At 60.9% G+C, this 18,998-nt stretch carries 21 protein-coding genes; 12 read left to right on the forward strand and 9 right to left on the reverse strand.

Annotated elements, in window-relative coordinates; all coding sequences use genetic code 11:
* Nucleotides 1-22: 22 nt before the first annotated feature.
* Nucleotides 23-679, reverse strand: a complete 657-nt coding sequence (locus KZO34_RS05090) for a protein-L-isoaspartate(D-aspartate) O-methyltransferase (protein WP_219474011.1) — start codon at nucleotides 677-679, stop codon at nucleotides 23-25.
* Nucleotides 680-869: 190 nt separating this feature from the next.
* On the opposite strand from KZO34_RS05090, the gene KZO34_RS05095 reads away from it, so the two are divergent.
* Nucleotides 870-1,535 (forward strand): AbiTii domain-containing protein, encoded by a 666-nt coding sequence (locus KZO34_RS05095; protein ID WP_219474012.1) that lies wholly within the window; start codon nucleotides 870-872, stop codon nucleotides 1,533-1,535.
* Nucleotides 1,536-1,548: 13 nt separating this feature from the next.
* Here KZO34_RS05095 and KZO34_RS05100 read toward each other — a convergent pair whose 3' ends face one another.
* Nucleotides 1,549-2,340 (reverse strand): TSUP family transporter, encoded by a 792-nt coding sequence (locus tag KZO34_RS05100; RefSeq protein ID WP_219474013.1) that lies wholly within the window; start codon nucleotides 2,338-2,340, stop codon nucleotides 1,549-1,551.
* A 165-nt stretch (nucleotides 2,341-2,505) separates the two neighbouring features.
* Here KZO34_RS05100 and KZO34_RS05105 point away from each other — a divergent pair, with 165 nt between their 5' ends.
* The 7 genes from KZO34_RS05105 (at nucleotide 2,506) to KZO34_RS05135 (ending at nucleotide 9,071) form a co-directional block, all read left to right on the forward strand.
* Complete coding sequence (locus KZO34_RS05105; RefSeq protein WP_219474014.1) at nucleotides 2,506-3,567, forward strand: PA0069 family radical SAM protein; 1,062 nt, start codon at nucleotides 2,506-2,508, stop codon at nucleotides 3,565-3,567.
* A gap of 64 nt (nucleotides 3,568-3,631) precedes the next feature.
* Entirely contained in the window at nucleotides 3,632-5,338 is a 1,707-nt protein-coding gene (locus tag KZO34_RS05110) for a L,D-transpeptidase family protein (RefSeq protein WP_257900199.1), read from the forward strand.
* The gene (locus tag KZO34_RS05115) at nucleotides 5,335-5,787 is read left to right on the forward strand and encodes a hypothetical protein (protein WP_219474015.1); all 453 of its coding nucleotides are present in this window, start codon (nucleotides 5,335-5,337) and stop codon (nucleotides 5,785-5,787) included. Before KZO34_RS05110 ends, KZO34_RS05115 begins: the two co-directional genes overlap by 4 nt.
* Before the next feature lie 29 nt (nucleotides 5,788-5,816).
* Entirely contained in the window at nucleotides 5,817-6,755 is a 939-nt protein-coding gene (locus KZO34_RS05120; RefSeq protein ID WP_308318772.1) for an alpha/beta fold hydrolase, read from the forward strand.
* Nucleotides 6,756-6,759: 4 nt separating this feature from the next.
* Nucleotides 6,760-7,032: an Rdx family protein gene (locus KZO34_RS05125; RefSeq protein WP_219474017.1), complete on the forward strand. Its 273-nt coding sequence runs from the start codon at nucleotides 6,760-6,762 to the stop codon at nucleotides 7,030-7,032.
* Between the two features lie 126 nt (nucleotides 7,033-7,158).
* A complete protein-coding gene (locus KZO34_RS05130; protein WP_219474018.1) occupies nucleotides 7,159-8,259 on the forward strand; it encodes an oxidoreductase in 1,101 nt (366 codons plus the stop codon).
* Nucleotides 8,260-8,285: 26 nt separating this feature from the next.
* Nucleotides 8,286-9,071 carry a ZIP family metal transporter gene (locus KZO34_RS05135; RefSeq protein WP_219474019.1) on the forward strand — a complete coding sequence of 262 codons (786 nt, stop codon included), beginning with the start codon at nucleotides 8,286-8,288 and terminating at the stop codon, nucleotides 9,069-9,071.
* On the opposite strand, the gene KZO34_RS05140 is transcribed toward KZO34_RS05135, so the two are convergent.
* On the reverse strand, nucleotides 9,021-9,983 hold the full coding sequence (locus KZO34_RS05140) for a LysR family transcriptional regulator (protein WP_219474021.1): 963 nt from the start codon (nucleotides 9,981-9,983) through the stop codon (nucleotides 9,021-9,023). The genes KZO34_RS05135 and KZO34_RS05140 overlap by 51 nt on opposite strands.
* A 186-nt stretch (nucleotides 9,984-10,169) precedes the next feature.
* On the opposite strand from KZO34_RS05140, the gene KZO34_RS05145 reads away from it, so the two are divergent.
* Together KZO34_RS05145 and KZO34_RS05150 are read left to right on the forward strand one after the other, a co-directional pair.
* Nucleotides 10,170-11,681: a CoA-acylating methylmalonate-semialdehyde dehydrogenase gene (locus tag KZO34_RS05145; protein ID WP_219474023.1), complete on the forward strand. Its 1,512-nt coding sequence runs from the start codon at nucleotides 10,170-10,172 to the stop codon at nucleotides 11,679-11,681.
* Between the two features lie 41 nt (nucleotides 11,682-11,722).
* Nucleotides 11,723-13,390, forward strand: coding sequence for a GMC family oxidoreductase (locus KZO34_RS05150; RefSeq protein ID WP_219474025.1), 1,668 nt, complete (start codon nucleotides 11,723-11,725; stop codon nucleotides 13,388-13,390).
* A gap of 7 nt (nucleotides 13,391-13,397) precedes the next feature.
* Here KZO34_RS05150 and KZO34_RS05155 read toward each other — a convergent pair whose 3' ends face one another.
* The 4 genes from KZO34_RS05155 to mtgA all read right to left on the reverse strand — a co-directional run bounded on the left by KZO34_RS05155 (nucleotide 13,398) and on the right by mtgA (nucleotide 15,282).
* Complete coding sequence (locus KZO34_RS05155; RefSeq protein ID WP_219474027.1) at nucleotides 13,398-14,069, reverse strand: NAD-dependent epimerase/dehydratase family protein; 672 nt, start codon at nucleotides 14,067-14,069, stop codon at nucleotides 13,398-13,400.
* 29 nt (nucleotides 14,070-14,098) lie between these two features.
* A complete protein-coding gene (locus KZO34_RS18840; protein ID WP_374706525.1) occupies nucleotides 14,099-14,176 on the reverse strand; it encodes a hypothetical protein in 78 nt (25 codons plus the stop codon).
* Nucleotides 14,155-14,451, reverse strand: a complete 297-nt coding sequence (locus KZO34_RS05165) for a Solitary outer membrane autotransporter beta-barrel domain (protein WP_219474031.1) — start codon at nucleotides 14,449-14,451, stop codon at nucleotides 14,155-14,157. Before KZO34_RS05165 ends, KZO34_RS18840 begins: the two co-directional genes overlap by 22 nt.
* A gap of 129 nt (nucleotides 14,452-14,580) precedes the next feature.
* A complete protein-coding gene (gene mtgA / locus KZO34_RS05170) occupies nucleotides 14,581-15,282 on the reverse strand; it encodes a monofunctional biosynthetic peptidoglycan transglycosylase (protein WP_219474033.1) in 702 nt (233 codons plus the stop codon).
* 159 nt (nucleotides 15,283-15,441) lie between these two features.
* On the opposite strand from mtgA, the gene KZO34_RS05175 reads away from it, so the two are divergent.
* Nucleotides 15,442-15,954, forward strand: coding sequence for a DUF2244 domain-containing protein (locus KZO34_RS05175; RefSeq protein ID WP_219474034.1), 513 nt, complete (start codon nucleotides 15,442-15,444; stop codon nucleotides 15,952-15,954).
* Here the strand turns inward: KZO34_RS05175 and KZO34_RS05180 are convergent.
* A complete protein-coding gene (locus tag KZO34_RS05180; RefSeq protein ID WP_219474036.1) occupies nucleotides 15,951-16,856 on the reverse strand; it encodes an alpha/beta fold hydrolase in 906 nt (301 codons plus the stop codon). The genes KZO34_RS05175 and KZO34_RS05180 overlap by 4 nt on opposite strands.
* 123 nt (nucleotides 16,857-16,979) lie before the next feature.
* Between KZO34_RS05180 and KZO34_RS05185 the strand changes: the two genes are divergently transcribed.
* Nucleotides 16,980-18,029 carry a GlxA family transcriptional regulator gene (locus KZO34_RS05185; RefSeq protein ID WP_219474039.1) on the forward strand — a complete coding sequence of 350 codons (1,050 nt, stop codon included), beginning with the start codon at nucleotides 16,980-16,982 and terminating at the stop codon, nucleotides 18,027-18,029.
* Here KZO34_RS05185 and KZO34_RS05190 read toward each other — a convergent pair.
* Complete coding sequence (locus KZO34_RS05190) at nucleotides 18,020-18,769, reverse strand: substrate-binding periplasmic protein (protein ID WP_374706526.1); 750 nt, start codon at nucleotides 18,767-18,769, stop codon at nucleotides 18,020-18,022. The two genes, KZO34_RS05185 and KZO34_RS05190, sit on opposite strands and share 10 nt — an antisense overlap.
* Nucleotides 18,770-18,998: the final 229 nt, after the last annotated feature.

Here is an 18,998-nt window from a genome sequence, read left to right on the forward strand (position 1 = left end):
CGGAGCAAGGCAGCAGGGGAGGTCAGGACCACCCCTGTTCGCCGAGCAAAGGTACGAACCTGACATCACCCAGGTTGTCACTGCGGAATTCGGTGTCCGACACCCGGGTAATCCGCTGCAATGACTGCACCGTGTGCACCGATCCCACCGGTATCACCAGATGGCCACCGACACTGAGCTGCTGCTTCAGGGCTTCCGGCACGGCAGGCGCGCCCGCCGCCACACAGATGCCAGCAAAAGGCGCCTGTTCGGGCCAGCCCAGGGTGCCGTCGCCACACCGCACCACCACATTATCGTAACCCTCAGCGGACAGGGTTTTCGCCGCCGTCTCCGCCAGTTCCGGAACGCGCTCAATGCTGTAGACCCGGGCAGCAATCGATGCAAGCACGGCCGCCGCATAGCCCGAACCGGTGCCAATATCCAGCACCACTTCCCCGCCCGTCAGGTCCAGCGCATCGACCATCAGTGCAACGATGTAGGGCTGGGAAATGGTTTGCCCTGACCCGATGGGCAAGGGTCCGTCGTCGTAGGCGCAGTCGATCATGCTGCGGATCACGAACTTTTCCCTTGGCACCCGCCTCATCGCCTCGATGACCAACGGCGAAGAGATTCCCCGCCCAGCGATCTGATCCTCCACCATCCAGGCCCGGCGTGACGCAAAATCCTGCTGCTCGTTCATGGTGCCCCTCCTCCGCCGGCTCACTTACCGGCCGTTACAAATCGGTAACTTATTTACAACGGCGCCCAGGGCTGACCCTGTCTATTTTTTAGTCATGGCTGACCGCAACGACAACCGTTGGGCGCCTCAAAACAACAACAATCAGGGCAGTCTGGACCCGATCAGCGGTTCCGCTGTCATGGAGGAGTATATGTCTGCATCCGTGAATCACCTCGAAGAGCGGACCCAGGATCCGTCCGAGCTGCTCGAAAACATCATGCCTTCCGCTATAACACTTGCGATGATGCTGCGCCACAAAAAAATGGCGACTTGGCTGCGGGCTGAATTCGATGGCTATCAGGACAGGGAACAGGCACCGCCATACCGGCGCGACCTGCCCGGCCACATTGTCGCCCGGTCACCCCAATATGGCTGGATTCCCGCCCCGGTCAACGATCAGCAGAAACAGGAATATGGCCACCTTGACCTGATCGAGGGCACCAAGGCCCTGGAAAAAATCTGCGTGAACAGCAAAAAAGGCGATGGTAACCGGGTACTCCTCAACCGGGAGGACATGCTGGTTCTCCAGAACCAGATTAACCTCAGCGCCGAACTGGCGATCAACATCAGCCGCGATCAATATTGCCGGTTGCTTCGGACCGTTCGGGGCTCGATCTACCTGTGGACCCGGGAACTGATGGCCAAGGGCCTGTCCGGCGAGCACAACCACTACAGCCCTGACGAACGGGCCCTGGTGGCGGATCTGGATGACCCTGATCGGTTCTGGCGCAACGCGATGGACGAGCTGGACAATCTGCCGGTGGCGGACGTGAAACCAGCCGGTTTCTTCGAGCGGGTGTTCGGCCGGGCCAGTTAAAAAGCCCGGCCCATCAGCCGAGCACGCTGACCATACCGATGCTGCTGACAATCAGCAGCACGGTGCCCAGAACCCGGAAAAAGACCGGCGTTTCAGCCCGAAGAATACGGTCGTGGGCCCGGAGTCCGATGACGTGGCCCACGGCAGCGCAGGGCAGCAACCACAGGTGGTGGACCAGCTGGAGGTCCACGCCCGCCCAAACAAACGCCCCCATTTTGATGAGCACCAGAATAAACCAGAGCGCGAACAGCGTATCCCGGAGCTTTTCTTTCGGCAGGTGCTGTGCTGCAACGGCAATGATCAGGGGCGCCCCGATCAGAGACGTTCCGCTGATGTACCCCCCCACCATCAGGAACAGGGCGTCCACCGTCTTGCTGCCACTGCGGAAAGGCTTGTTGATGATGTAAGACACCGAATACAGCGCCACGATCACGAAGATAATGGCGCTGAGAACATCGCCGGGCATGGTGATCAGGCCAAACACTCCGATCAGCTTGGGTACGATCATGATGGCCAGAATGCGCCACAGATACTGCCAGTCCACCGTACTTTCAGCCACCACCGACTCCCGCCCGGTGGATAGTGATGGCGACCGCTTGCGGTTGTTCATCCAGATCGTCAACGAAGAGAACACCAGAAGATGCACGGCGATTATTGGCAAAAACACCAGCGGCTCGTCCAACACCAGCAACAAGAACGGCAGCGACAGGACGGCACCACCGAAACCAAGACCGGAACGGACAAACCCGCTCCAGATGAAGATCAGCGCTATCAGCAGGTACTGAACGAGACTGAGATCAGACATAATTCCCTTGTGGCCGGATGAGTGGGCGGGCCAGAGTATACCCAACTTCGATTCGAACCGCTGGTGGCGGGAGAAACACGAAACCTTGCAGCAACCGCTTGCACGCCCGGGGAGTCAGGGGTAGCATGACCACTACTGTACATTTAAACAGTACTGGTATCCCCTATGAAAACCCGTGCAACCGGCCTCAATCCTCACAACCGCTTCCAGACAATTGTCACCGACCGTGACCTGGATGACGGCTGGCACCACGCGCCAGAGGACGACCTGAACCCGGACACCCTGGCCACCGAGGTTATCAACGAGACCGCGCGGTCCATCATCAGCCGCAACACCTCGCCGGACGTGCCCTTTGACCAGTCCATCAATCCATACCGGGGCTGTGAGCATGCCTGCATCTACTGCTTCGCACGCCCGACTCACGCTTACTGGGATATGTCGCCGGGCCTGGATTTCGAGACCCGGCTAATCGCCAAACCCAACGCCGCCAGAAAACTCCGGGAGGAACTGGACAAACCCGGCTACCGGGTGTCCCCGATCGCACTCGGCGTAAACACGGATGCCTACCAGCCGCTCGAGCGCACGCGCCGAATTACCCGCGAGCTGCTCGAAGTGCTTCTGGAATACCGCCACCCGGTCTCGATCATCACCAAGGGCGCCCTGATCCTCAGGGACCTGGACCTGCTGTCAGAACTCTCGGACCAGGGCCTGTGTTCCGTTCGCGTCAGCCTGACCACCCTCAGCAACGACCTGAAACGACGGATGGAACCGCGGACAGCGGCCCCGGCCACCCGGTTGAAAATGATTGAGCGGCTCTCCGGAGCCGGCATCCCCACCGGCATTATTCTTGGACCGGTGATACCCTTTGTGAACGATCAGGAAATCGAGTCTATCCTGACTGCTGCCGCATCAGCGGGTGCGAGCCGCGCCAGCTGGATCATGTTGCGCCTGCCGCTGGAACTGGACGAGCTCTTCCGGGACTGGTTGCAACGGCATTTTCCGCAGCGGGCGGAACACGTCATGAACCGGATCCGGGATTTGCGTGGTGGCAAGAGCTACGATTCGACATTCGGGCGTCGAATGACCGGCACAGGGCCATACGCGGATTTGATTCGCCAGCGTTTTGCCCGGAAAGCGAGGCAGTTGGGTTTGAATCTGCACGAGGCCGAACCGCTCAGGAACGACCTGTTCCGAAAACCCGCGGGGGAACAAATGGGGCTCTGGTAGCGTCCAAACGTGAACCCGTTCAGAGGTAACCTGAGGGTGTTCAGGGAAGAACCGGAGAGACCGAATGCTTGCACCCAGGAATGTCTGCCGCAGTCTGCTTTTGGTTTTTACCATGGCCCTGACGCCCGGCTTCCCAGCATCCGCCGCTGCCGACGAAGCCATTGTCGAGCGGGTCGAAACGCTCGATGCCTGCGTCCCGGTCGAGGTATTCGGCCATCCTCTGCTGGCACGGCAGGCATTGTCGAATTTTTATGGGGCCCGGGAATATACCAGGGCCTGGCAATCCGCGAGCCATCGCCAGCAACTGATTGACGCCATTGAGGCCGTCAGCAGAGATGGCCTGGATCCCGCCGACTACCATGCGGATATCCTTTCCGGACTCTCTGACAAAGCCCTGGATGAACTATCCAGTGAGCTGCTGGCCGACGTGGACATGCTGTTCTCGGATGCGTTCATGCTCCTCGGCTCGCACCTGCTTGAAGGCAAGGTCAATCCCCGGACCATCCACACCGAGTGGACGGCCAATCGCCGGCAGCGGGAGATGGGCAAAGTCCTCACGGCCGCGCTCACCAGCGGCGACATTGCCGGGGCACTGGATTCACTGCGGCCAGACCACGTCGGATACCACAGGCTCGCAGGCGCCCGTCAAGCCCTGGCCAGACTCCTTGGTCAACCCTGGCTGCCGATCGCCGGCGGGCCCGCAATCAGGCCCGGTGACCGGGACGACCGACTGCCGGAAATACGCCGGCGGTTAACGGCCCTGGGCGATCTGCCAGACTACCAACTGGCGTCGGACCTGCGGCACTACAGCGGTGAAATGGAGGTCGTGATTCCGTCGTTTCAGGCCCGCCACGGTCTGGAGCCGGACGGCATCATTGGTCGCGACACACTCGCCGCACTGAACCTGTTGCCCGTTGAACGGATCCGCCAAATTGATGCGGCGCTGGAGCGATGGCGCTGGCTCCCGGAATCCCTTGGAGACCGTTTTGTTCTGGTCAATATTGCCGGCTACGAGCTAAAAATGATCGATAACGGCCGGGAACTGCTCCGAAAGAGAGTCATTGTCGGCCAGCCATACCGGCAAACCCCCGTCTTCAGTGATCGCATCCGGTACCTGGTACTGAACCCCACATGGACGGTACCCCGGAAACTGATGATCGAGGATTACCTGCCGCAGATCATCCGCAACCCCGCGTACCTGGACCGTTTGAATATGCAGGTCTACCTTGGCTGGGGCACGGATCGTCGCCGGGTCGACCCGACCACGGTTGACTGGGCGTCATTATCCCGCGATAACTTTCCCTACCAGCTGGTGCAGGTGCCCGGCCCGAACAATGCGCTGGGCGAGATCAAGTTCATGTTTCCAAACCCGTATAACGTCTACCTGCACGACACCCCGTCACAGGGTCTGTTCGGCCGGGTAGACCGGTCATTCAGTTCCGGCTGCATTCGTGTGGAACAGCCATTCTCGCTGGCCGAACACCTGTTGGCCGGCAACCCGAAGTGGTCCCCGGAGCGTCTCCGGGACGCAGCCCGCTCGACCGAGACCCGGACCATCGAGTTACCGACCCCCGTCCCCGTCTACATTCAGTACTGGACCGCGTGGGTGGATAACGACGGTGAGCTGCAGCTCCGCAATGACATCTATAATCGTGATAGTCGACTTATCTCAAGGCTTCGCGAAACGCCGTCGGGTGATTCCCGGCGGCTCACGCCGGTCGCCGTTTTGCAGAGGAAAACCCCAAGCATCAACAGCCAGGAGCAGCCATGAAATGCCTCGTCGCCGTTCTGACATCAATCCTTGTGCTCACCGGGTGCCAGTCACTTCCCGACAAGCAGGAGGGTGCCGCCCGCAATGCCGTGTTTCTCAGTGCCCAGCATTGCCTGAGCGAATACCTGGAAGACCTCGACAAGAACCACTACGGGCCGTGCCTGAAAGTCACCACCGTGGAAGGCAAGCCGCCGCAGGTCCGGGACGACGGTTTTATTGAACTGCCCATCGCCACCCCCCTCACCCTCGGGACCAGCTGCGTTTACCGCCATGCCGACGGCTCTCCAATTCCGAAAACCATGGAAACCGTCGATTTCGAGGTAACTGAACGGACTTTTACCAAAGCCGGTCAGCGCTGGTATCTTCATGCCCATAAGCAGGCCCGGGGCGTGATCGGATGCGAACCTACACTGTCACGATCGACCTACCCGACCTACAAGACCGATTGAAACCTCCCGGGACAGGAAACCAGCGTTTGGTGGAAGCCCACACGTTACAGCGTCCGAAAACGATCACGGGCGATCAAAGCCTGCGACTGTCCGATGGCCGTCGTCTGACCTACACCGATCTGGGCGATCCGGCGGGCTACCCGCTGGTTTTTGGCCACGGCATGCCGGGCTGTCGGCTGGAAGGCCGGTTTCTGCATGAACGGGCCAGGCGTCACGGTTTCAGGATACTCACGCCAGACCGGCCAGGCATTGGCGGCTCCGACTATCAGCCCGGGCGGACCCTCCTCGATTACCCGGCCGACATTGGCCAACTGGCTGACGCCCTGGCCATCGACCGCTTCAGCCATCTCGGCTGGTCCAGTGGTGGCTCACGCACCCTGGCCTGCTGCTTCAGACTCGGAATCCGGGTCGACCTTGGCGTGTGCCTGTCCGGCTACACCCATTTTGCCGAGTACCCGGGCGCGCAGAACCTGATCGAGGCGACCCGCTGGCCCGGTCCGAGGCTGGCCCGCAACAGCCCCGGCCTGACCCGGCTGGTGGTAAGACTGGTGGCATGGCTGTCACGACGACACCCGGGCCTGTACCTGCGCGAGGCGGAACAACTGGTCAGCGAAGAAGACCGGCAGCTGCTTCGCTTCTTTCTCAAGGGTGAGTCCTTCCGCCGCGACCAGCTGATGTGCCTGGCGAGTGGAGGCAAGGCGATTGCTACCGATCTGATGACCGAGCTTGAGGACTGGGGTTTTCACCTGGCCGAGGTCAACACACCCATCCTGATTTACCAGGGCGAACAGGACCCCTTTATACCGGTGGACTACGCACACCACCTCGCTGACAATCTGCCCCACGCAGAGCTGACCCTGCTGCCGGGTGCCGGCCACCTGTACCCATTGGCCGAGCAGTTTCAGGAGCAATTATTCCTGCGAATTCGCGAACAGCTGAACCAATCCCGAACACGAACGGAGACCTAACCCTATGCCCAACCGAGTCGATATTCACTATTGCACAGGCTGCCGCTGGCTGCTGCGCTCGGCCTGGATGGCTCAGGAACTGCTCACCACCTTTGAAGGCGAGTTGCAGGAGCTGACCCTGCACCCGGGCACCGGTGGCATTTTCGAGGTTTGGGTCAATGGCCGTCGCATCTGGTCCCGCAAGGAACAGCAGGGATTTCCGGAAATCACCAAGCTCAAGCAGCTGGTCCGCGATGAGATCGATCCGGACCGCTCACTGGGCCACTCAGATCGCTAACGGATCGCGCGTGATACCGCGGTTCAAATTATCTGACCGGATTCATCGGAAGAATCCGCTTTAAACCTGAACCGGCGCCAGCGACCATGCGTACTTGAACATTCAATCAAGAATGGGAGGAACGACATGAGCGACGTCATGCAGAACAGCCGCTTCAGCAACCTGACACTGGCCAATCGATTTGCGCTTGCGCCCATGACCCGGACCAGCGCGGAGCCCGACGGCACCCCCAACGAACTGATGGCGGATCATTACGAGGCCTATGCCAAGGGTGGCTTTGGCCTACTGATCACCGAAGGCACCTACACCGACGATGGCGCCAGCCAGGGTTACGCGAACCAGCCCGGAATCATTAGCGACACCCAGGTTGAGGGCTGGAAAACCATTGTCAATCGCGTCCATGCTGCGGGCAGCAAGATTATTGTTCAGCTCATGCATGCTGGCGCCCAGTTCCAGGCCAGCCACCATACCGATCAGCCCCTAGCTCCCAGCGCCGTCAAACCCAAGGGTGCGCCACTGGGCTTTTACGGCGATCAGACCGAGTGGCAAACCCCCGCTGTCATGACCGAGGCCGACATCAAGACCGCGATCCGTGGCTTTGTACAATCGGCAATTAACGCCAAGGCAGCCGGTTTCGACGGCATTGAACTACACGGCGCCAATGGCTACCTGCTGAACCAGTTCCTGAGCACGCACTTCAACCGTCGTGAAGACAACTACGGAGGTTCACTCGATAACCGCCTGCGTGTGGTGGTCGAAACAATTGAAGCCGTGCGGGAGGCTGTGGGTAACAATTTCGCGCTCGGTATTCGCCTGTCCCAGGGCACCGTGACAGATCCGGACTACCAACTCCCCGAGGGTGAGAACGGTTTCCGCAGGATCGTTGAGGCCGTGCGGGACGCCGGCGCGGATTTCATCCACACTACAGACGGGGACGTCCGTCGGGCACCCTTCACCGACGGCGAGAAAAGCCTGGCCGAGGTTGTTCGCAACGCGGGCGGCGTGGACTTGATCATCAATGGCGGCATTGACGAAACCAACCACCCTGACCTGGCGGCAGAGTATCCGGAGGCGCTGCTGGCCGTTGGCAAGAAGGCCCTGGCCAACCCCGACTTCGTCCAGCGGCTGAAGGATGGCAAGGAGATCGACGAGCTTGATTTTGCCATGCTGCAGCCCAAGGCCACGATCCGGAACGAGATCGAATGGCGCCGCAACCAGGCCGCGTGAATCGATCTCCAGACTCGGGAGCATGAATGGACACGGATATCAGCATAGTCTGGCTTGGCACGCTGGCGAGCCTCCTCGCCGGCCTGGCCAGCGGCCTTGGGGCGCTGGCCGTGTTCTTTCTCAGGACCGTGACCGATCGACTGCAGGACAGCATGCTCGCCGGCGCCGCGGGCGTGATGCTGGCTGCATCGTTCTTCTCCTTGCTGCTACCGGGGCTGGAGTACGGTGAAAGCCTGATCGGAACGACCTGGGCCGCAGCCCTGTTCGTTATCTTTGGCGTCCTTTCCGGAGCCGGGGCGCTGTTCTATATCCATCAGAAACTGCCTCACGAACACTTCAACCTCGGGCTGGAAGGCTCGAACCCCGCGCATATCCGGCGGATCTGGCTCTTCATCATTGCCATTACCCTGCACAACTTCCCCGAAGGCATGGCTGTCGGTGTCGGTTTCGCCGGCGGCGACGTGCGCAACGGCTACGTGCTGGCAACCGGCATTGGCATCCAGAACATACCGGAAGGGCTGGCCGTTGCCTTTTCATTGCTGGCGATCAATTACTCCCGGGTAAAGGCTTTCGGGATTGCCCTACTCACCGGGCTGGCCGAGCCGGTAGGCGGACTCTTTGGCGCGACACTCGTGTGGCTGGCCGAACCAATCATGCCCTGGACCCTCGGCTTCGCCGCGGGCGCTATGCTGTTTATCATCAGCAACGAGATCATTCCCGAAACCCATCGCAATTCCTACAAAACCCTCGCCACCTTTTCGCTACTGGCCGGGTTTGTGGTCATGATGTTCCTGGACGCGACGCTGGGGTGAACCTGCCGGGGCCGGGGCATCAAACAACCAGACCCCGGCCAGTGCCTCCAATGCTTCGGCAATCACCGGCTCGGCTTCCCGGTCCTGGCGCCAGATGAAACTCAGGGCGCAGGGTAGTCGAACCCCGTCGACGACCACCAACCCCCGTTCCTGACGCTCGGCCATGGCCAGTGCGTCCCGGGCCAGGCTCAGCCCGACGCCCGCCCGCACCAGATCCAGCATGCACGCTTCCTGATCGACCTGGGCAACGCCATGAGGCACCAGACCCAAGGGTTCGGTCGCCTCGGCCAGCAGCCGGTTATGCACCGAATCCGGCGGCGTCACGATCCAGGGCAATTGTGCCAGGCTGGCCCAGCGCGTATCGGCAACCCGGGCCGCCCAGCCCGGCGGTGCCACCACATGGTAGTCGAACAGGGCCAGCTCCCGGTGGGCCAGCTCAGGTAATGCAGGACCCGACCCCGGGGGGGCCAGAAAGTAGCCCACATCGAGTTTGCCGGACCGGACCTGCTCCAGCACGCTGCCACTCATCCCCTGGTGCAGCTCGGTTTCCAACTGGGGGGCCCTGGCCACCAGTCGATTCAGGAAGGCCCCCAGGCGGATGAATTCCGGGTCGACAATGGTGCCGATCCGGAGTCGGCCCCGCACAGTGCTGTGAAGAGCCCGGGCACTCTGTTCAAAGGCGGCCAGCCCGGCCAGTGCCTTCTCCGCCATCGGCAGCAGGCTATGACCGTCCCCGGTGAGCACCAGCCCCTGGGGTTTTCGCCTGAATAACTTCAATCCCAGATCGTCCTGCAACTGCTTGAGCTTCAGGCTTACCGCCGGCTGAGTCAGATGAAGCCGTTCCGCCGCCCGGGAGACACTGCCCTCCCGGGCCACCGCAACGAACGCACGTAATCCTTGAAGATGCTGCATCGGACATACCTCGGTGAGACCAATATAAGCATCACTTATACCATGGTTTTGAATTACTCAATTGCTTCGACGCCTGACTGGCACTAATTTATTTGTTTAATTCTTCATCAACCAGGCACAACGCCAGAAATAACGGTTACTGAAGAAACACACGAATAAACAGACCAGCGCAGAAACGAGGCCACAATGAGCACTCCGACGATCCAGCATTATATCGATGGGCAAATGTCAGACGGTACGTCCGGACACAGCCAGGACGTTTTCAACCCGGCCACCGGCAAGGTGACGGGCCGGGTTGCTCTCGCCAATCGGGATGATGTCGAGCAGGCGGTCGCCGCTGCCAACGCCGCTTTCCCGAGCTGGGCCGACACGCCGCCCATTCGCCGGGCCCGCGTCATGTTCAAGTTCCTGGAGCTCCTGAATCGGCACAAGGATGAATTGGCCGAGGCCATTACCCGCGAGCATGGCAAGGTCTTCACCGACGCCCAGGGCGAGGTGGCCCGGGGCATCGACATTGTCGAGTTTGCCTGCGGCATCCCTCAGCTCCTGAAAGGCGACTACACAGAGCAGGTCAGCACCGGCATCGATAACTGGACCACCCGCCAGCCCCTGGGGGTTGTCGCCGGCATTACCCCGTTCAACTTCCCCGCCATGGTCCCTATGTGGATGTTTCCGGTGGCCATTGCGGCCGGCAATACCTTCATCCTCAAGCCCAGCCCGATCGACCCCAGTGCCTCGCTGATGGTTGCGGATCTGCTCAAGCAGGCTGGCCTGCCCGATGGCGTATTCAACGTGGTGCAGGGCGACAAGACCGCCGTGGAGGCCCTCATCGAGCATCCGGACGTCATGGCGCTGAGCTTTGTCGGTTCCACCCCTATTGCCAACCTGATCTACGAGAACGGCGCCCGCCACGGCAAGCGCATCCAGGCACTCGGCGGCGCCAAGAACCACATGGTGGTCATGCCCGACGCCGACCTGGACAAAGCTGTGGATGCCCTGATCGGGGCTGCCTACGGCAGCGCCGGCGAGCGTTGCATGGCGATCAGCGTGGCAGTACTGGTTGGCGACGTCGCCGACAAGATCATGCCGCGACTGGCCGAGCGGGCCCGCGACCTGAAGGTCAAGAACGGTATGGAACTGGACGCCGAGATGGGGCCGATCGTCAGCGCCGCCGCCCACCAACGCATTACCGGCTACATTGAGAAGGGCGTGGCGGAAGGCGCCGAACTGGTTGTCGATGGCCGTGACTTTAACAGCGCCAACACCGGGGAAGGCTGCGACGAGGGATTCTGGATGGGCGGAAGCCTGTTCGACCATGTCAGCCCCGGCATGACCATCTACAAAGAGGAAATCTTCGGACCCGTGCTGGCCTGTGTCCGGGTTCCGGACGTGGCTACCGCGATCCGGCTGATAAACGATCACGAGTTCGGCAACGGCGTCAGCTGCTTCACCGAGAGCGGCAGCGTGGCCCGGGAATTCGGCCGCCGCATTCAGATCGGCATGGTCGGCATCAACGTGCCCATTCCGGTCCCGATGGCATGGCACGGCTTTGGTGGCTGGAAGCGCTCCATGTTTGGCGACACCCACGCCTATGGTGAAGAGGGGGTAAGGTTCTACACTCGCCAGAAATCCATCATGCAGCGCTGGTCCGACTCCATCGATGCCGGCGCCGAATTTGTGATGCCCACGGCCAAGTAGCACCGTGGAATTTACCGTCCATAAAAGAACCGGAGAAAGCCATGTCCGACAACAAGAACGCACAGGGACAGCTTGAGTTCGACTACATTGTGGTGGGCGCCGGCTCTGCCGGCTGCCTGCTGGCGAACCGCCTGAGCGCCGACCCCGACAACCGGGTGCTGCTGATTGAAGCGGGTGGCCGCGACAACTACCACTGGATTCACATTCCCGTCGGTTACCTCTACTGCATCGATAATCCGCGCACCGACTGGTGTTTCCGGACCGATCCGACCCCGGGCCTGAATGGCCGCACACTGATCTACCCCCGGGGCAAAACCCTCGGGGGCTGCTCCAGCATCAACGGGATGCTGTACATTCGCGGGCAGGCCCGGGATTACGACCAGTGGGCCGACATAACCGGCGAGGACGCCTGGAACTGGGCCAACTGCCTGCCGGATTTCATGCGCCATGAAGATCATTACCGGTTGGACGACGGCGGCGATGCCGATCCGGAACACCGTAAATACCACGGCCATGGCGGGGAATGGCGCATTGAGCACCAGCGTCTGAAGTGGAAGATTCTGGAGGACTTTGCCGAGGCCTGCGTGCAGGCCGGCATTCCCCGCACCCGGGATTTCAACCGGGGCGACAACGAGGGGGTCGACTACTTTGAGGTCAACCAGCGTTCCGGCTGGCGCTGGAATACCTCCAAAGCCTTCCTGCGGGACGCCGAGAAACGCCCCAATCTAACCCTGTGGCACTCCACCCATGTTCTGGGTCTGGAGATGAGTGGCGGCGCTGAGCCCCGGTGCACGGGCGTTCGGGTCGAGCGCCCCGGCGAAGGCGAGATCACTGCCCGGGCAAACCGGGAAGTCATCCTGTCCGCCGGTGCCATCGGCTCGCCCCAGTTGCTTCAGCTCTCGGGTATTGGCCCGGCCGATCTCCTGAAAGCACACGACATACCGGTGGTCGCAGACCTTCCCGGCGTCGGCGAGAACCTGCAGGACCACCTGCAGATTCGTTCGGTCTACAAGGTCCAGGGCGCAACCACCCTGAACACCATGGCCAACTCGCTGATGGGCAAGGCCCGCATCGGCCTCGAATACCTGTTGACCCGATCCGGGCCCATGAGTATGGCGCCCTCCCAGCTGTGCCTGTTTACCCGCAGCTCGGAGGACTATGATTACGCCAACATCGAATACCACGTTCAGCCACTGAGCCTGGACGCCTTCGGACAGCCGCTGCACAATTTCCCGGCGATCACCGCCAGCGTGTGTAATCTCAACCCGACCAGCCGCGGCAGCGTGCGTATCCGAAGCAGGGATCCGAAAGAGGCGCCCTCCATCGCGCCCAATTACCTCAGCACTCCGGAAGACCGGAAGGTGGCGGCGGATTCGCTCCGGGTGACCCGTCGTATCGCTGAGCAGCAGGCCTTTGCCCAATATCAGCCAGAGGAGTTCAAGCCCGGCCTGCAATACCAGACCGATGACGAGCTGGCCAAATTGGCGGGGGACATCGGCACCACCATCTTTCACCCGGTAGGCACCACGCGCATGGGCCGCCCGGATGACGAGTTGGCGGTGGTCGATCCGCGTCTGAAGGTCAGGGGTGTGAGCGGGCTGAGGGTGGTGGATGCCGGGGTCATGCCCACCATTACCAGTGGTAACACCAACTCCCCCACCCTGATGATTGCGGAAAAGGCCGCGGCCTGGATTCTGGCGGGAGAGTAGATACGGTCTAGTTGGCCTGCTCCAAGATGTCCGGATACTCCCGGGTTCGAACCACCTGCTCGGCCAGCGGTTTCGTTGTCAGCGTGCACACTTCGTTGACCATGGCCCGGGCCACGGTGGCCGCCGGCACACCCCGGAATTTCTCCAGCGGACCAACGAGAGCCCGGTTCACCAGGGGCATCAACCTGATCCCCAGCGCTTCGGCGGTGCGCTGCTCCTGCCGGTCTCCAAGCAACAGGCTCGGATGGTAGATTGACAGGTAGGGATAGCCAAGATCACGAACGGCATCCTCCAGTTCGCCCTTCACGCGGTTGTAAAAAATGGTCGAGTCGGAGGAGGCGGCAATGGCCGACATCAGGATGAAGGCGTTTGCCCCGGCTGCCCGGCCCAGTTCCGCGGCTTTCAGACAGTAACCATAATCCACCTTCCGGAACTGTTCCCGGGATCCGGCCTTCTTGATGGTGGTGCCAAGGCAGCAAACGATGGCATCGACATCGAACAACCCTGCGTGCGCCTCAAGGTTGTCAAAGTTGACCTCATGCTGAACCAGCCTGGGGTGAGTCGTGTCCGTCTTGCGCCGCACCGGCGTGATTACTGATTCGATCTCTGACCGCTCGAGCAGCCCCTCAACGACCTTGGCGCCGGTCAGTCCGGTCGCACCTAACACCAAAACTTTCAACGTACCGTCTCCTGTCGCTAGCTGTCGGGTCAATCTTCATTGAACAGCAACACCAGTGTGCCGCCACGACGTACACTGCCATAATTCAGGTTGATGCCGAAAGACACGCTGTCCGGAAAGCTGAGCCCTCCCGGCAATCCCATCTGCCAGCCGAGCCGAGCTCGGGATCATCCAACTGGGCAATCTCATTGGGATCGAAATCCCAGAGGCCGAATCGGAGGGACTCGCCATGGGTCAGAAATGCCGCCAGCGCAAAGGTCTCGGCGATCTGCGTTTGAACAAAGCGCTCCAGCTCATCCGCACACACCCGGGCTGAAAACCCGGCACGGCTCACCAGGGCGACGGCAAACAGGCAGGCTCTGGCTAACGGTGAGACGACCATAGGGCCTCAAACGATTCAGGGAAGGGACCTATCTAGGTTAGATCAGATTGCCGAGGCCGTCTGGCGTTTCTAAGGTCAGGAGTAGGCGGCGGAAGTCCGTTACGGCAGTGTCGGCCGTCCCGAACGGCGCTACTGCAGCAGGCCACGTAAGTAATTCAGGCCCGACAACTGGTCCATCTGGCCCCGGATCCAGGTGACCCGGCCCCAGACATAGGCCGACGGATTCACCGCACTCAAGACCTTCGGATTGGGCAGCACCGCTGCCAGTCTGGCCGCCTGAACCCCGGAGAGCTGGCTGGCCGGAATGCCGAAATAGAGTCGGCTGGCCGCTTCCACACCATATATGCCGGGACCAAACTCCGCGATATTAAGGTAAACCTCAAGAATGCGTTTCTTCGGCCAGAACACATCAAGCCCCAATGCCAGCCCGGCCTCCAGTGCCTTGCGGACAAAACTTCGGCCGTTCCACAGGAACAGGTTCTTGGCGGTCTGCTGAGTGATCGTGCTGGCGCCTCGCAGGCCCTCACCCGCCTTGTATTCCGCCAGGGCCTTACGGATGGCACTGAAATCCACGCCCCAATGATGGGGGAAACGCTGGTCCTCACTGGCCACCACTGCCAGCGGCATCCAGGGCGAGATTTTCTCAAGATCGACCCACTCCTGATGCAAGGTCTGTCCCGGTGCCGCCAACCGATAGCCCAGCATGAAACTTGAGGTCGGTGGATCCACGAACCGGAACAGGATGATCGCGGCTAACATCAGCAATACGACCCCCACCAGCGTCCACACCAGTGCGTTCAGGGATTTTCTGATCAGGGATTGTCGTGCCACGGGTTCTTCACCAGACAGTTTTGACTATCATCAATTAAGGGCGCTCAGTATGTCGTGGTTTGAACCCTGTTTGAATTACCAATCATTCAGGCGGCCCCATCATCGGAGTGCCTCAATACGTCGTATACCGAGAACGCCTGACCTCAAAGGCATCGGATTATGGTGGAGCATCTCAAGCATCCAGAGGGAATCCAGCTTCTGCTGACCCCCAATCACTCCCTGAGCTGGCGTGGCAATGTCCGGATCTGGCTGGGCCTGCTGGCTATTTCTGCCGTGATTGCCGGGGCTATGGCGGTGGCCGGCGCCTGGGTCATCATTCCCTTCGCCGGACTGGAACTGGCCGCCCTCGCGGCCGGCATTTACGTTACCTCACGGGCCTGCCAGCGACGGGAGGTACTCACTATCGATGACACTGATATCCATCTGGAGAAAGGCCGGACCCGGAAACTGGCGGAATGGACCCTGCCCCGGCGCTATGCGCGTCTGCGTCTGAATGCGCCCCGACATCCTTTCACACCACCCCGGCTGGAGCTGATCCACCGGGATACCAGTGTGGCGCTCGGCACCTTCCTGAACATTGAGGACACCGATACCCTCATACAATTGCTGGAAGCACGGGGCCTGGTGGTTGAACGAAGAGAGCCCGATCCTGAGATCGGGCTCTGGTTCTAGCCGGCGGTGGCCAGCCTGGTGTAGATTCGCTCCACCACGCTCGGGTGCCACAGCAATTTGAAGTGCCCCAACCCCTCCGTCTGCAGCTTTTCCGAGCCAGGCCATTTCAGATGAACCCGGTCACTGTGGCTGGCCGGAACCGACTGATCATCGCGATCAACCACTACCAGCCCTCGGGGGGCGAGGCCCGGTGCCAGATCATCGAACGAGAACTGGCGCCAGACATCGGGGCCAAACCGCTGCTCCATCCGTCGGCGCTGTTCGGACACCATGGCGTCTGAAAGACCGAGCATGGCCCCAAACCCGGCGACCACGGACTGTAGATCCCGGGGCGGAGCCAGCATGATCAGGTGCCGCGCCCGGACCCCATCCACCACGGCCCGCGCGGCCGCCAGTGAGCCAATGGAGTGGGCGATGATGGCCTCGACTTGCCCCACGCTGGCGGCGACCCTGGCTACCACATCCGCCATCTCGTAGAGATTGGTCTGGCTACCCTGGGCCCGGCCATGGGCGGGCGCATCAAACACCACCACCCGAAATCCGGCCTTGACCAGGGGCTTCACAAACGCCCCGAACTGTATGCCACCGCCAGACCAACCGTGCACCATCATCACCACCGGTCCATGCCCCCAGCTGTATACCGGGATGACAGTGGCACCGTACTGAAGCTGGGTGTAGCTGGTTGCCTCGTCGAGCAGGTATTCGTACCGGATCGGCAAAGGCAGTCGCTGGGGTGAGAAAAACAGATTCTCGACGATGTTGCCGGCGGTGTTGGGGGCGACCCGATGCAGCCATTGCAGAGCGGTGCCAATGGCGGCCACCGGAGGAACATTCCGACGAGCCAGCGGTGCTTTAGAAAGCCGTTTTGCGGCGCCAGTGGTGGTAATGAATTGAGCACTCATGACAATCCCTCCTTCGCTGCTGGCCGAATGGCCAACCTGATTGACCGTTTCAGGTTACGACTTGCCAGACCGGTTCCGGAGTGTCATATTTGACACTGTAGATGCGAAAAAGGACATCACATCATGACGAAAATTGTCATTGTCGCCCTCCCCTTCTGCCACGGCAGTGGCATTGTCGGCGTAATGGATTTCTTTGCCGCCGCCAACTTCTGCGACCGTGCCGCGCCCCGGAGTGAACCCCGGTTCGATTGCCAGATCGTGACCATCGACGGCGAACCGGTCCGGTCCTATAGCGGGATTCCCATTGCGCCGACGGTGCGCTGGGAGGATGTTCACCCCGATTTAATCATTGTCGGCTCGGCGATGGAGGCCGTACTCGGCGACCGCCACATTGATGCAGCAATGGATCAGTCCCGCCCTCTTCACCCCTGGCTGCGTTCAGCGGTGGATCAGGGCGCTGTCGTGGCCAGCGTCTGTACCGGAAGCTTCGTACTGGCAGAGGCTGGACTGCTGACAGAACACGTGGCCACGACCCACTGGCGGGCGGCTCCGGCCTTTCGCCGGCGCTATCCGGATCTCCGGCTGGAGACGGAACAACTGCTGGTGGATAACGGCCAGATCATCTGCGCCGGCGGCGCAACTGCGTTCATCGATCTGTGTCTGTACCTGGTGGAAAAGCTGGGGTCGCCCGCGCTCGCGGTGGCCTGCAGCAAACTGCTGGTTCTGGACGCCCGACGGACGGAACAGACGCCTTACATGAACTTCTATGGCAGCAGGGCCCATCAGGACGAGGTGATTGGCGAGATACAGAATTGGCTGGAGCAGCATTACGCGGACAACATCGCCATTGACGACCTGGCGGAACGGGCCCGGCTGGGACCGAGAACCTTCAAGCGACGGTTCAAGGAAGCCACCGGCGAAACGCCCCTGCACTACCTGCAACATCTGCGAATTGAAGCGGCCAAGCACGGCCTTGAGTCGACCCGGCGCCAGACCGCCCAGATTATCTGGGACGTCGGCTACGAGGACGCCAGTTCGTTCCGGCGCCTGTTCAAACGAAACGTCGGCTGCACCATGGAGGAATACCGCAGGCGTTTCAGCTACGTAACGCCGGGGCGCGTCAGAGCGCCCGGCACCACAAGCCCAATGTCGGAAAGTGCGCCTTATTCGTAGCGCGCCTCGATGGCGTCAAGCTCCCCGGCAGCGCGGGCTTCATCCAGAGCCTGCTGCAGGTCGGCGACAATGGCCGGGTCGGTATTCTTGCTCAAAGCCAGATACATGGGCGTTTCACGGAATACCAGAACTGGCTTGAGCCCGGTAATGCCATGTTCCTGCTCAGCCACCAGCGGCCCGACCAGACCGTCCGTTACCCAGAGATCCGCCTGACCCAGCATCAGTCGACGGGTGTTCACGTCGCCCGACATACCCATGGTCACATTGAATCCCTGATCCACCAGATACTCCGACATGACATCGCCCTTGTAACCGGCAATCTGCAACTCCCTGGCGTCCTCCAGGCTGTCCAGGGTAATGTCCGAATCCGGGGCGGCAAACAGGGTCCACTTGATCGATGCCAACGGCCCGACCCACTGGAACAGGTCTTCACGCTCTTCGGTTCGGGCCGTGCAGAAAAGGCCGTGATTTTCCCGCCCCTGGACCCAGTCATAGGCGTAGCTCCAGGCCCGCATCTTCATCACGTAGTCGTAGTCGACCCGGGCCAGCATGGCCTTGACCATATCGGTGCAGATACCGGTGATGTCATCCTCTTCATGGGCAAACCCCTTACCGGATACCGATGCGTTGTAGGGCGGATAGTTCTCGGTGAATATGTACAGCCGTTCGGCGGCGACCGCCGCTGTTGCAACGGCTGACAGGGTAAGGGCTAGAACACTGGCTTTGGCGGCGTTCAACATTGTTGTTACCGCTGCTGATTGACTGGGCATTTCGTGTCCTTGATCAAAGCTGAGGGTTGATGAAGAGGGACCTTGTCACGGCAGGATACCGAGCCGAACGACATAATTGCCAAAGCTACCTACTGGAGGTTTCGGCCAGTCGACCTGGACGTTTCTGCCATCGGCGCCCATGATTGCGCGTCCAACCAGAAAAGTCAGTGACAAAACGTATCTGGCCGGAAAACGAAGG

Origin of the sequence: Marinobacter sp. F4206, from assembly GCF_019392195.1 — a bacterium.
Classification (GTDB): Bacteria; Pseudomonadota; Gammaproteobacteria; order Pseudomonadales; family Oleiphilaceae; genus Marinobacter.

Excerpts from the sequence above, each read along its gene's own strand:
- KZO34_RS05185 (WP_219474039.1), top strand. The coding sequence starts at position 16,980 with ATGACGAAAATTGTCATTGTCGCCCTCCCCTTCTGCCACGGCAGTGGC.
- KZO34_RS05180 (WP_219474036.1), bottom strand. The coding sequence starts at position 16,856 with ATGAGTGCTCAATTCATTACCACCACTGGCGCCGCAAAACGGCTTTCT.
- KZO34_RS05190 (WP_374706526.1), bottom strand. The coding sequence starts at position 18,769 with ATGTTGAACGCCGCCAAAGCCAGTGTTCTAGCCCTTACCCTGTCAGCC.
- KZO34_RS05145 (WP_219474023.1), top strand. The coding sequence starts at position 10,170 with ATGAGCACTCCGACGATCCAGCATTATATCGATGGGCAAATGTCAGAC.
- KZO34_RS05125 (WP_219474017.1), top strand. The coding sequence starts at position 6,760 with ATGCCCAACCGAGTCGATATTCACTATTGCACAGGCTGCCGCTGGCTG.
- KZO34_RS05130 (WP_219474018.1), top strand. The coding sequence starts at position 7,159 with ATGAGCGACGTCATGCAGAACAGCCGCTTCAGCAACCTGACACTGGCC.
- KZO34_RS05150 (WP_219474025.1), top strand. The coding sequence starts at position 11,723 with ATGTCCGACAACAAGAACGCACAGGGACAGCTTGAGTTCGACTACATT.
- KZO34_RS05090 (WP_219474011.1), bottom strand. The coding sequence starts at position 679 with ATGAACGAGCAGCAGGATTTTGCGTCACGCCGGGCCTGGATGGTGGAG.
- KZO34_RS05105 (WP_219474014.1), top strand. The coding sequence starts at position 2,506 with ATGAAAACCCGTGCAACCGGCCTCAATCCTCACAACCGCTTCCAGACA.
- KZO34_RS05110 (WP_257900199.1), top strand. The coding sequence starts at position 3,632 with ATGCTTGCACCCAGGAATGTCTGCCGCAGTCTGCTTTTGGTTTTTACC.
- KZO34_RS05095 (WP_219474012.1), top strand. The coding sequence starts at position 870 with ATGTCTGCATCCGTGAATCACCTCGAAGAGCGGACCCAGGATCCGTCC.
- KZO34_RS05165 (WP_219474031.1), bottom strand. The coding sequence starts at position 14,451 with ATGGTCGTCTCACCGTTAGCCAGAGCCTGCCTGTTTGCCGTCGCCCTG.
- KZO34_RS05175 (WP_219474034.1), top strand. The coding sequence starts at position 15,442 with ATGGTGGAGCATCTCAAGCATCCAGAGGGAATCCAGCTTCTGCTGACC.
- KZO34_RS05140 (WP_219474021.1), bottom strand. The coding sequence starts at position 9,983 with ATGCAGCATCTTCAAGGATTACGTGCGTTCGTTGCGGTGGCCCGGGAG.
- KZO34_RS05115 (WP_219474015.1), top strand. The coding sequence starts at position 5,335 with ATGAAATGCCTCGTCGCCGTTCTGACATCAATCCTTGTGCTCACCGGG.
- KZO34_RS05100 (WP_219474013.1), bottom strand. The coding sequence starts at position 2,340 with ATGTCTGATCTCAGTCTCGTTCAGTACCTGCTGATAGCGCTGATCTTC.
- KZO34_RS05135 (WP_219474019.1), top strand. The coding sequence starts at position 8,286 with ATGGACACGGATATCAGCATAGTCTGGCTTGGCACGCTGGCGAGCCTC.